A 12,593-nucleotide genomic window follows, 5' to 3' on the forward strand; every position below is an offset into this window, starting at 1 on the left:
TATGACCAATACCTTTGCCGAGCAGTCGGTACTGATAGTCGAGAAGAATCTGGAGCAGTTGGAAGAACTCAGGGTGATGCTGAGTGGTTACGGCTTTGTGGATATTCAGGTTGCATCGTCTGTCAATATGGCTGTCAGTGTTCTGACCTCTACCGTTATTGATCTCTGTTTCATCGCTTACGATCTGGGTTCGCGCGAAAAAAATGGCCTGCAGGTGCTGCAGGAGCTTCATGCTGCCGAACGGCGCCAGTTCTCTACCTGTTTCGTTCTTGTCATTGATCCTGAGCGCTCTGAGCTGCTCTTCGGTTCGCCCGAAAACTCCCCCGATGGCTATATCTCCAAACCCTATGATTCCGTGAGGATCCGCACACGGATCGAAAAACTGCTGCGTGCAAAGTCTTATCTAAAACCCGCCGAGCAGCTTCTGGATACCGGTAAACTGCAGGAAAGCTATGAGTGCTGTGACAGAATAGCAAAGCAGTTTCCGGGGTTGCAGGGGCAGTTACAACGCTTGAAGGGAATGATTCTGCTGGAGAAAAAGGATTATGCAGCGGCACTGAGTCTGTTTGAGGAGATGGTACGTGTTCATGATAAGCCTTGGGTCAGGGTGGCGATAGGTATCTGCAGTTTTCATACAGGTAATTATCAACGCTGTCGCGACGAGATGCAGGGGGTGATCGATCAGCAGCAGGTGTGTGTTGAGGCGTTTACCTGGATGGCTCGTCTGCATTGGCTGATGGGCGAGCGTAACCAGGCTCTGACTCTTCTGCGTAAGGCAGTGATGCTGCAGCCAACTGTGCCCTTGCTGCAGTCGGAGTTGGCGAGTATGGCGGCCTTCTCATCAGAGTGGCGCATGGCGGCGGATGGATATCGTGCAGCAATTGAGTATGCACGCTACTCTCCATTCCAGTGTGCAGAGTACTATATGGGCTATGTGCGTGTGCTGATGAAGCAGGTGGAGGAGTCCAAAGTCGATAATTCGACTCTGGTGGCGGATGCGGTCAGGATGCTGGAGTTGGCGCGACATGACTTTGTGGATAATCTGGCGATTCGTTTCAAGACCCGTTTGTTGGCGTCTGAAATATATCGTAGCAAAGGCGAGCACAAAAGCTCGGATCTGGTCGCCTCTGAGGCAGTACGGCTTTTCGAGCGCTTGGATCTGTCCATGCAGGCGGAGTGTATGGATCTGCTGGTGGATGGATTGGAGAAAACGACGCAGGATATCGTCTGTAAGCAGCATAAGCAGGATGTCGCGCGCCAGTTGACCACCATGGAGTGGGGGCGCGCCAATATGCGCGGGCTGATGGGGTTTCGCAGTCGTGATCTGGCTGAGGCGTTCAAGCAGTTCAAGTATGCCTACAGTTTGGCGCCGGATAATATTGCAGTAGCGCTGAACCTGCTGCATGCTGGGCTTGAGTTGTTGAAATCCAACTCGGATACCGATACTGATGTGTTGGCCAACTGTGCCCGTGTTGTGACGGGGATTAACTTCGGAGCGCTGAGCGCGCGGCAGTTGCAGCGATATCAGACTCTCGCTGAGCGTTTTGCGTTACAGTTGCGACCGGCAGAGATTGCATAACGCGGTAGGGGTAGATAAAATTTTCACCTGAGGGTTGCAGGGCTTGTAGCCCTTTTTTTGTTTATGTCAGGATGACGCTGTACCCCGTGCACAGGCGTGCATCGAAGGGGTGGTAACTCAAAACCTTATGAAGTCGCATAAAATACTTCAGGCACCTGTACCCATGCGCTGGGTCGGGCCTTTGAAAATCACGGGGCAGACGCTGAATGAAAGCATCAGTGTTCCCTTGGCCACCTATGAAACGCCTTTGTGGCATTCGGTCGGCAGAGGTGCGCGAGTATCGGTGCTGACGGAAGGGATCAATACCAGTGTGATCGACGAGCGTATGACCCGCTCGATTCTGCTGGAAGCAGACGATGCCATGGCAGCCCATCAGGCAGTGACTTCAATTAAGCTGCGACAGGCAGAGCTGGATGCGGTGGTCAGTCAGAGCAGTCGTTTTGCGCGCCTGATTGATATGCACAGCCAGATCGTCGGTAATCTGCTCTATCTGCGTCTTGAGTTTACCACCGGCGATGCTTCAGGCCACAATATGGTGACCAATGCTGCCGACAGGCTGATTCCCTGGATCTTGCAGCAGTATCCCAATCTCAGATACAGCTCCATCTCCGCTAACTACTGTACTGACAAGAAAGCCAGTGCCGTGAACGGAATACTGGGGCGTGGTAAATATGTCGTCAGTGAAATAGTGATCCCGCGCAGCCTGTGTGAGCGTAGACTCAAGACCACGCCGGAAAAGGTGGTGGATCTGAATATCAAGAAAAACCTGATTGGTACGATGATTGCCGGTGGCTTGCGCAGCGCTAATGCGCACTTTGCCAATATGCTGTTGGGTTTTTATCTTGCGACAGGGCAGGATGCCGCCAATATCATAGAGGGATCGCAGGGTATGGTGCATGCCGAGCTCAGAGGTGAAGATCTTTATTTTTCCTGCACGCTGCCAAACCTGATTGTAGGCAGTGTAGGCAACGGCAAGGGTATAGAATTCGTGGAAGAGAATCTGCGCCTGCTCGGTTGTCGTGAAGAGCGGGAACCAGGAGCCAATGCGCGGCGTCTGGCTGCTATATGTGCCGCAACTGTGCTGTGTGGAGAGCTGTCATTACTGGCGGCTCAGACCAATCCGGGTGAGCTGATGGAAGCTCACCTTAAACTGGAGCGTTCATGACCGATCAGACCAATGATCGCAAGATCGAGCACATTCAGGTGATTCGAGATGATCCGGCCACTGATCGCTCCAAAGCTTATTTCGATCGCATACATCTGACGCATCGTGCGTTGCCGGAACTGGATCTGAGCCGTATCGACCCCTCCGTCGAGTTTCTTGGCAAGAAGTTGCGTTTTCCACTGCTGATCTCCTCCATGACCGGTGGGGATCATGATCTGGTCAGAACCATTAATCTGAATCTGGCGACGGCAGCCGAGCGTTGCCAGGTGGCGATGGGGGTCGGTTCGCAGCGTGTCATGTTCACGCAACCGGCTGCGCGGGCAAGTTTTGATCTGCGTGGAGTGGCGCCGACTACTGTGTTGATTGCCAATGTCGGAGCTGTTCAGCTTAACTATGGTTTTGATGCACAACGTTGTCGCGACGTGATGGATGTTTTGGGTGCCGATGCTCTGTTTCTGCATCTTAACCCCTTGCAGGAGGCGATACAGCCGGAAGGGGATACCAATTTTGCTGGTATTGCTGATGCGATAGGGCAGCTGAGGCTGGCACTGGATAAACCGATTATATTGAAAGAAGTAGGAGCGGGCTTGTCTCCGGCAGATATTCAACTGGGGTTGGATCAAGGGATCCGCTACTTTGATATCGCCGGTTCCGGCGGGACCTCTTGGAGCCGTATCGAGCATCATCGACGCACTGATAAGAGTGCTGATCAGATCTTCGATCAAGGCTCCGATCAAGGCTCCGATCAAAGCACAGGTCTGGGTATCCGTTTTCAGGACTGGGGCTTGCCGACTCCGTTGGCATTGAAGCTGGCAGAGCCATTTCTGGATCGTGCAACTCTGATCGCCAGTGGTGGTATCAGAGATGGGATTGATATGGCGAAATCTGTTATACTCGGCGCCACGCTTTGCGGGGTCGCAGCACCGTTGCTGCAACCTGCCATGGAATCAGCAGATGCGGTTGTGGCTGTGATAGAAAGACTACACCGTGAATTTATTACAGCGATGTTTCTACTCGGTACCCCAGATCTGGCAACCCTGTACAGGAACAAAGCGCTTATCGTCGAAGAGCGTTGAGGAAAGAATCCGGATATGTCTGTTGGTATTGACGAAATCAGCTTTTATACGTCCAACTATTTTCTGGACCTGAGGACGTTGGCTGAAATGCAGCAAACGGATCCTGAGAAGTACTATACCGGTATTGGCCAGGAAAAAATGGCCATGGCCGCGCCAGATGAAGATATCGTGACGATGGCAGCCAATGCGGCGTTGCCTATTGTAGAACGTATTGGCCCCGATGCCGTGACCACGCTGCTTTTTGCGACGGAAACCGGTATTGATCAGTCCAAGGCGGCGGGCGTTTATGTGCACCGTTTGCTTGGGCTGGGTTCTCGTTGCCGAGTCGTGGAGCTCAAGCAGGCCTGTTACAGTGCGACAGCTGCCGTACAGATGGCCTGTGCGCTGGTGGCGCGCAAACCTGACAGTAAAGTGCTGGTGATCGCGTCCGATATTGCGCGTTATGATCTCAACACGCCGGGCGAAGCGACTCAGGGCTGTGGTGCCGTGGCGATGTTGATCAGCGCCGATCCACGCATTGTGGTGATTGATCCCGAAGTGGGCAGTTACACCGAAGATGTGATGGATTTCTGGCGCCCGAACTATCGCTCCAATGCGCTGGTTGATGGCAAATACTCCACCAAAATCTATCTCAAGGCGCTGAAAAAGGCTTGGGAATATTTCTGTGAAGAGAGTCGCAGCTCGTTTCGCGATTTCAACTATTTCTGCTATCACCTCCCGTTCAGTCGTATGGCCCAGAAAGCCCATCAGCATCTGGCCAAGCTGTGCCGTTGCACCCTGGATGCTGCCGAGATTGAGCAACAGATCGCCGACACCCTGCATTACAATCAGATGATCGGTAACAGCTATACCGCATCCATGTATATCGGGCTGTGTTCTTTGTTGGATAATACCAAGGAGAGTCTGTCGGGCAAGCGTATCGGTTTTTTCAGTTATGGCTCAGGTTGTGTGGCGGAGTTTTTCTCCGGCACAGTGGTCGATGGCTATCAGGATCAGCTGCACACGGCGGCGCATGCCAGCATGCTGAGTGCACGCCAGGAAGTAAACTACGATGAGTATCTGAAGCTCTATCACTATCCCGATCCGCAAGGTGGCGAGAGTCTGGTGTTGCCTCATTCAACCACCGGTCGCTTCCGTCTGGCGGCGATATCCCATCACAAGCGTGAATACGTGCCCTGCTGATGCCTGCTGCGGTTGCCCCCGGGAAGATCATCCTCAGTGGTGAACACTCGGTTGTTTACGGGGCACCCGCGCTGGCGGTAGCCGTCCGACAGCATATCCGTATCGATCTGCTTCCCGGCGCAGTGGTCGGTATCAGCTGGCGCAGCCCGAAAGGGCGACTTGTCAGTCATGATGCTGCGTCCCTGCAGGCACTGGCAGCGCGTCTTGATCAGCATCATCAGCAATTTCTTGAAGGCAATCGCGCCGTTGAATCGATCATGTCGAGTCCGGAGCAACTGCTTTTCTATGCGATTGCACAGGCGAGCAGACTCTCCACTGCTGACCCAGTCCTTGATTCAGTCCTTGATTCAGAATTGCTGATCCGCTCTGAAATGATCATCGATTCAACCCTGCCTTTAGGTGCTGGTATGGGCTCTTCTGCCGCGCTGGTGGCCGCTGCGCTGGTACTCTTTGGCCAACACCGGGATATGACCCATGAGCAGCGGATCGAACTGGCCCACGCGGTGCGCCACTGCGAACGGCTGCAGCATGGTCGTGGCAGCCTGATCGATGCCGCGGCGGTGTGCTGTGGTGGGCGGGTCAGGCTGAAAGAGTCTGTGATCACGCCGGTCGCTGGGGCGGGTTTGGGTGATGGCTGGTTCTGGATCAATACCGGCAGTCCCGATGTCAGTACAGGTATTTGTGTTGAAGCGGTGCGCACGCGTTTTGCTGATGATCAGCCACTCTGGGATCAGTTTTCAGTGATAACTGAGGCGCTGATTCAGGCCGATACCGATCCACAAAGAGCCGCTCTGGTGCAGGAAAATCATCGTCTGTTACAGAATATCGGTGTGGTGCCGTCTGTCGTCAGTGCCTTTGTTGAACAGCTTGAAGCGCGTGGCGGAGCGGGTAAGATCAGTGGTGCAGGCAGTGTACGCGGAGAAGCTGGCGGTTTGCTGCTGGCCTGGTTGCCACAGGGTGACCCGGGTGAGCTGGCGATGCCACAGCACTGGCGCTGGGGTAAACTGGAAGAGGAAACACAGGGTGTCAGTTACATCGGTGATTAGAGTCTCGGCGCCCGGCAGTGTGATGCTGATGGGCGAGCATGCGGTGCTGCACGGCCATCTGGCGATCGCCTGCGCGGTGAACAAATACATTCATCTGCAACTGACGCCACGCACGGATGATCAGGTAGTGATCGATACTGCGCTGGGCAGTTACAGTGGCTCTCTATCCAGGCTTATGTCGCCGGTAGAGTCATCGACCTCATCAGAGGAGCAGCGCCTGAGTTTTGTGCTGGCGGTTGTTCGCCACTGGGCGACCGATCTGCCGAGTGGCTTTGAGCTGACGATCGTATCGGAATTCTCCCATCAGGTCGGGCTGGGCTCCTCTGCAGCGGTGACCGCTGCGCTGACCGTCGCGCTGTCTGAGTTTTCGCAGCAGCGCCTCTCACTGGAGGAGCGCTTCGATGCTGCGCTGGCCGTGGTGCATCAGGTGCAGCAGGGAAGAGGCTCGGGAACCGATCTGGCAGCGAGCCTTCAGGGTGGTCTGATCGCCTATCGTACCGAACCGCGACAGATCACCGCACTGCCCGGTGTGCCGCCCATCGCACTCTGGTATGCCGGCTACAAGATGAAAACTCCTGATGTGCTGGCCTATGTAGAGACGCGTTCGGAGCAGCAGCCTGCCCTCTATCAGGCGCTCTATACGTTGATGAACCAGACCGCCGAAGCCGCTGAACAGGCGATCCGCTGCGAGGCCTGGCCCCAGTTGGGACATCTGATGAATATCTATCAGGGCTTGCTCGATGCGCTGGGCGTGAATGATGCGACCCTGTCGGATATGATCTATCGTCTGCGTGCGGATAAGCAGGTATTGGGCGCAAAGATTTCAGGCTCGGGTCTTGGCGACTGTGTCATCACCCTGGGCAGAGCAAGTGTCGATATCCCTTATCAGGCGATACCCGTGGGTATCTCACCGACAGGAACTGAGGTCAGTTATGAACAAGCTTGATGTGATCAATCTGCTGGTACCGCATCCGGTGCAACCCCGGGCAGTGGAGGAGCAGTTCGCGCCGAGTAATATTGCACTGTGCAAATACTGGGGTAAGCGGGATCGTGAGCTGAATCTGCCGGTGAATGCCTCCCTGTCTGTGTCGCTCAAATCACTGGGTAGTCGTACACGCCTGAGCCCGATAGATGGACTGGCCGATGAAGTATGGCTCAATGGCGAGCGGCAACGCCCTGAAACCATGTTTGCCAGCCGCGTGTCTGCGTTTATCGATCTGTTTCGTCAGCACAGTAGCTTCTCCCTTAAGGTGGAGACGCACAACAATATTCCCACCGCGGCAGGGCTGGCGTCCTCTGCTTCCGGTTTTGCCGCACTGGCGCTGGCATTGAATGAGTGCCTGGAGCTGCAGTTGAATCGACAACAGCTGTCAGTGGTAGCGCGCTTGGGAAGTGGCAGTGCCTGTCGCTCCGTTTTCGATGGTTTTGTGGAGTGGCGTATGGGCCAGCGTGAAGATGGCATGGACAGTCATGGTATCCCTCTGGATCAGCAGTGGCCGGATCTTTGTATCGGCTTGATCAAGGTGGATGCGTCTACCAAAGCGGTGGATTCGCGCGCCGGCATGCAGCGCACGCTCGAAACCGCACACCTGTATCAGAGCTGGCCGTTGCAGGCCGCGACCGATCTGTCCCGTCTGCAGCAGGCGATAGAAACACAGGATTTTGCTCTGCTGGGTGAGTGCGCCGAACAGAATGCGCTGTCCATGCACGCCACCATGATCGCCTCCTGGCCGCCACTGCTCTATTGGCAGCCGGACTCCATCACCGCGATGCGCCAGGTGTGGCAGCTCCGACAAGAGGGGCTGCCTGTCTACTTCACGATGGATGCAGGCCCCAACCTGAAACTGCTGTTTGAAGTCTCAGCCAGGGAGGCCCTGCTGGAGCAGTTCCCTGGGATGGAGATCGTACAGCCTTTCTGCGCGTGAAACAGAGCCTGATACAGAGTCTGAAGCGGTGTCTGCCCCCGTACCTGAACCCGTGCTTGAATCAGCAATTGAGGCACAGATGCTGACCGGATTTCCACTCTCTCGTCAGCAGCGCGATACTGCGCAGGGGTTGGAACTGATCTACTGGTTGCAGACACCGTCGGGTGCTGAACGAGTGGTGATTCACGGCGAGCGGGCAGTTTTTTTCGTGCTGCAGGAGCAGCGTGAGGCGGTTGAGCAGGCGTTAAAGGAACTCTCTGCCTGGGAATGGCGCGATCTGGACCTGTGCGATTTTCAGCAAAGGCCCGTCGCGGCAGTGTACACCCCAACCCTCTCTCTGTTGCATCAATCTATCGAGTGTTTGCAGGCGGTGCATCTGACTCTGATGGAGGAGGATATCCGTCCGGTTGATCGCTATCTGATGGAGCGATTCATCTTTTCCGGTGCCACTGTTTATCAGCAGCAGGGCCGATATAGTCTTAGGGCTGCCGACTATCAACCCCGCTTTCGACTCCTGTCGCTGGATATCGAAACCACCATGAAGGCGGATCGTATTCTCTCCATCGCTCTGGAGTCAGAGGGCGTCGAACAGGTGCTGATGCTGGGTAGGGGGGAGGATACGGATCTGATCCGCTACTTGCCGAATGAGCGACTATTATTGCAGTGCTTTGTACATCGGGTGCGCGAGATCGATCCTGATATCCTGATCGGCTGGAGTGTGATCGGTTTCGACCTGCGTGTGCTGCAGGCCAGAGCAAAGGTGTGTGGCGTGTCTCTGCTGATCGGCCGTGACCAGCAGCCGATTCGGGTGGAACAGTCGGGACTTGGCAAATGGTATGCCCGTATCGGCGGGCGGGTGGTGCTGGATGGGATCGATACCCTGAAAGGGGCGACATGGCAGTTTGAGCGTTACAGCCTGGAGTTTGTTTCGCGAACCCTGCTGGGTAAGGGCAAGGCGATTGATCATGTGGATGATCGCGGTGCCGAGATTCAGCGCCTCTATGCCGAAGATAAGCCGGCGCTGGCGCACTACAATATCGAGGACTGCCGTCTGGTCACTGAAATTTTCGACAAGACCGGGCTGATCCCCTACTTGATTGAGCGCAGCCGGTTAACAGGATTGTCGCTGGACAAGGTCGGCGGTTCGGCGCAGGCGTTCGATAATCTTTACCTGCCCACTTTGCATCGCAGAGGCTATGTGGCACCTGAGTATGCCTCCGGTCAGACAGGACTTAAAGTGCCGGGTGGCTTTGTGATGGAGTCCCGTCCCGGTCTTTATCAGCATGTGTTGGTGCTGGATTTCAAGAGCCTGTATCCGAGCATCATCCGCACTTTTCAAATCGACCCAATGGGGCTGGCAGAAGGGCTGAAACCCGACGTGGCCGAGACCGATCTGGTGCCGGGTTTTCATGGTGCGATCTTCTCGAAACGGTACAATATTCTGCCTGGCATCATCGAACATTTGTGGCAGGCACGGGATAAAGCCAAACAGCAGGGGAACTCTGCCCTGTCTCAGGCGATCAAAATTCTCATGAATGCCTGCTACGGGGTGTTGGGCTCCAATCAGTGTCGCTTTTACGATCAGCGCCTGTCCGCGTCCATCACCCTGCGCGGGCACCAGATACTCACCCAGACTGCCGAATATATCGAGACGCAGCTGGGGCACCGTGTGATCTACGGCGATACTGATTCGGTGTTTGTCTGGCTGGGTGACAACTGGTCGGATCAGGACACGGCAGCCTACGGTGAGCAGTTGGTTACTCGACTGAATGACTGGTGGCGGCAGCAGATTCAACAGCGATTCGGGCTGGATACCGCGCTGGAACTGCAGTTTGAGACCCACTATGAACATTTTCTGATGCCGCGCATGCGCCATTCAGAACAGGGCAGCAAAAAACGCTACGCCGGAGTCAAGCGGCTGGGCGAGGGTAAGACCGAGCTGGTGTTCAAGGGGCTGGAGCAGGTGCGCAGTGACTGGACCCGCTTGGCGCGAGACTTCCAGCATCAGCTTTATGGGCGTATTTTTGCCGGTGAGCCATGGCAGCCGCTGGTGCGTAGCACGGTTGCAGAGCTGCTGGATGGCAAGCGAGATCACGAGCTGATATACCATCGGCGTCTGCGCAGGCCTTTGCAGGACTATCAGCGCAATGTACCGCCGCATGTCCGTGCTGCACGGATGCTGAATGAAAGATGTCGTGCCGAGGGTTTGCCTGAGGCGCTGCGACAGGGTGACAGTGTCAGCTATCTGATCACCGTGAACGGCCCGGAACCGCAGGAACTGAGACAGTCGCCGATCGATTATCAACACTATCTGGATCGGCAACTGATGCCGGTGGCTGATACGATACTGCCTTTTCTGGGGGAGACTTTCACGGAAACGGTGGCCCCGCAGAGAGATCTTTTTGATCAGGGTTGAGTCAATAACTGAGCAGGGAAATGACGATGCAAGATCCAGACAGTACACGACGCACCACCGCGCGCCTGATGACCTATCTTTCCTGGATAGCACTGCTGGTTGTGCTGTCGATGTTCTTCAATCAGTACACCAATAAGCGTGATAATCCCAACCAGCAATTGTTGATCGGTAATCCTGGTCTGGCTTCAGAAGTGGTGCTCAAGCGCAGCCGTTCAGGCCACTACACAGCGCCTGGCCTGATCAATGGCGAACCGGTGGTCTTTCTGCTGGATACCGGTGCCACAACCGTGAGTATCCCCGAAACAGTAGCGCAGAGGATAGGGTTGCAACGGGGAGCTCCTGGCAAGGTGAATACCGCCAATGGTGTGATCACGGTATACCAGACTCAACTGCAGTCGGTCAGTCTCGGCGGTATCGAGCAGCAGGGTGTGCGTGCCCACATTAACCCTCATATGCCGAGCGAAATCGTACTGCTCGGGATGAGCTTCATGCAGCATCTGGAGCTGGTGCAAAGCGGAGATACGCTGACTTTGCGTATTCCTTGATCGCTTTTTAGAACTCTAGTTTCGGAGTTCGCACTGGCCGTATTGATGAAGGACCGTGCCACTGGCCCGTGTCGGGTGTGCCTATCCGGGGTCGGCGTAAACCCGTCCATGGGGCCTGGACCGCAACATCCCTGTTGCGGACTCCCCCGGATAGTCACCCCCGGCACCCCACACTTATCTGGGTGCTAACTCCGAAGCTTCAGTTAGAAAACAGTATTCCAAGATGATTATCCAACATATGTAATGCGTATGGCTCGCGCTATTGCACCAGTAGATCAACAGGGCAACAAGCAGGTTATCATTTATGATTGGGATGTTGGTACCGAGGGTGACAATGTCAAAGGTGGCGCGACCGGAGCAGGTATAGATAAGAACATTATGGATTTTTATCGTTTTATCGTGCACGACTATGATGACGGTGACCAGCTTCTTCAGTTTCAGTCGGGGGACCTACACAGTGCGCTCACTGGTAGGTTGATCCGTAATTGTGGGATACTCAGAAGAGAGCATTCACGCCGGATTCCAGCAGCTTATGACCTATATCGCCAGCGCTCGGCAGACTCGGTTCCATACAAACAAAAATCAACCGAATTCCGCAGGAGTTTTTCAGTCGCCGATCATACAGATATTGAGCTTATCGGTGTCTGGGACTCAGTCGAGGCTCTCGGTATACCAGTCCCTTTCTTAGGAACACTGGGCACCACGCGCTATCTCTTTCATGATATTGAACCCAGCAGCATTATCCGACATGCGCGCCATGCTGTATCGATTGATGAGAATCGAGAGGATTGCGAACCTGCCCTATGGGGCAAAAAGCCGGAGATTGATCTGAAATAGATCTGGTTTGCCGGTGCGCAGACCAATATCGGTGGTGGGTATACTGTGATGACAACCCAATATAAATAAATGCTGACGGGAGGTGTCATCATTTGCCGATATAAATATATCAACACTTCTTCCATACTCATTTGACCAGATGACACACCTTATTTTGAGAAACGTTGAGCTGCACCGAAGTTTTTGAGCTGACAGTGAGCCTCTACCGGTTATGCAGGAGGTTAGTGTTAAGTCATTGAATAAGGTAATTGACAATAAATAGCACTAAAGTACAGTTTTTTTACAGATTTATAAATGGTATAATTTGCCACTATTTAACAGGCGCCACTATTTAACAGGCGCCACTATTTAACAGGCGCCACTATTTAACAGGCGCCACTATTTAACAGGCGCCACTATTTAACAGGCGCCACTATTTAACAGGCGCCACTATTTAACAGGCGCCACTATTTAACAGGCGCCACTATTTAACAGGCGCCACTATTTAACAGGCGCCACTATTTAACAGGCGCCACTATTTAACAGGCGCCACTATTTAACAGGCGCCACTATTTAACAGGCGCCACTATTTAACAGGCGCCACTATTTAACAGGCGCCACTATTTAACAGGCGCCACTATTTATTAACAGGCGCCACTATTTATTAACAGGCGCCACTATTTATTAACAGGCGCCACTATTTATTAACAGGCGCCACTATTTATTAACAGGCGCCACTATTTATTAACAGGCGCCACTATTTATTAACAGGCGCCACTATTTATTAACAGGCGCCACTGAGGGGAGTATGGACTTATTGGTTGGCGCCTAAGGACTATGGGC

The 12,593-nt window shown here is 54.2% G+C and carries 10 protein-coding genes; all 10 read left to right on the forward strand.

Annotation, left to right across the window (positions count from 1 at the left end):
• Position 1: 1 nt before the first annotated feature.
• On the forward strand, positions 2-1,579 hold the full coding sequence (locus tag ACK3CJ_RS05575) for a hypothetical protein (RefSeq protein WP_409525443.1): 1,578 nt from the start codon (positions 2-4) through the stop codon (positions 1,577-1,579).
• A 127-nt stretch (positions 1,580-1,706) separates the two neighbouring features.
• Entirely contained in the window at positions 1,707-2,744 is a 1,038-nt protein-coding gene (locus ACK3CJ_RS05580) for a hydroxymethylglutaryl-CoA reductase (protein ID WP_409525444.1), read from the forward strand.
• Positions 2,741-3,820 (forward strand): type 2 isopentenyl-diphosphate Delta-isomerase, encoded by a 1,080-nt coding sequence (gene fni, locus ACK3CJ_RS05585; protein WP_409525445.1) that lies wholly within the window; start codon positions 2,741-2,743, stop codon positions 3,818-3,820. The genes ACK3CJ_RS05580 and fni overlap by 4 nt, the downstream gene beginning before the upstream one ends.
• A 15-nt stretch (positions 3,821-3,835) precedes the next feature.
• On the forward strand, positions 3,836-5,002 hold the full coding sequence (locus ACK3CJ_RS05590) for a hydroxymethylglutaryl-CoA synthase (protein WP_409525446.1): 1,167 nt from the start codon (positions 3,836-3,838) through the stop codon (positions 5,000-5,002).
• Complete coding sequence (locus ACK3CJ_RS05595; RefSeq protein ID WP_409525447.1) at positions 5,002-6,048, forward strand: mevalonate kinase family protein; 1,047 nt, start codon at positions 5,002-5,004, stop codon at positions 6,046-6,048. The genes ACK3CJ_RS05590 and ACK3CJ_RS05595 overlap by 1 nt, the downstream gene beginning before the upstream one ends.
• Positions 6,026-6,994: a mevalonate kinase gene (mvk, locus tag ACK3CJ_RS05600; protein ID WP_409525448.1), complete on the forward strand. Its 969-nt coding sequence runs from the start codon at positions 6,026-6,028 to the stop codon at positions 6,992-6,994. Before ACK3CJ_RS05595 ends, mvk begins: the two co-directional genes overlap by 23 nt.
• Positions 6,981-7,973, forward strand: a complete 993-nt coding sequence (gene mvaD, locus ACK3CJ_RS05605; protein WP_409525450.1) for a diphosphomevalonate decarboxylase — start codon at positions 6,981-6,983, stop codon at positions 7,971-7,973. The genes mvk and mvaD overlap by 14 nt, the downstream gene beginning before the upstream one ends.
• 28 nt (positions 7,974-8,001) lie before the next feature.
• On the forward strand, positions 8,002-10,389 hold the full coding sequence (locus ACK3CJ_RS05610; RefSeq protein WP_409525451.1) for a DNA polymerase II: 2,388 nt from the start codon (positions 8,002-8,004) through the stop codon (positions 10,387-10,389).
• A 26-nt stretch (positions 10,390-10,415) separates the two neighbouring features.
• Positions 10,416-10,934, forward strand: a complete 519-nt coding sequence (locus ACK3CJ_RS05615) for a retropepsin-like aspartic protease family protein (RefSeq protein WP_409525452.1) — start codon at positions 10,416-10,418, stop codon at positions 10,932-10,934.
• A gap of 249 nt (positions 10,935-11,183) precedes the next feature.
• Positions 11,184-11,771, forward strand: a complete 588-nt coding sequence (locus ACK3CJ_RS05620) for a phospholipase effector Tle1 domain-containing protein (RefSeq protein WP_409525453.1) — start codon at positions 11,184-11,186, stop codon at positions 11,769-11,771.
• Positions 11,772-12,593 lie beyond the last annotated feature (822 nt).

Source organism: Nitrincola salilacus, assembly GCF_046271865.1.
Lineage (GTDB): Bacteria > Pseudomonadota > Gammaproteobacteria > Pseudomonadales > Balneatricaceae > Nitrincola > Nitrincola salilacus.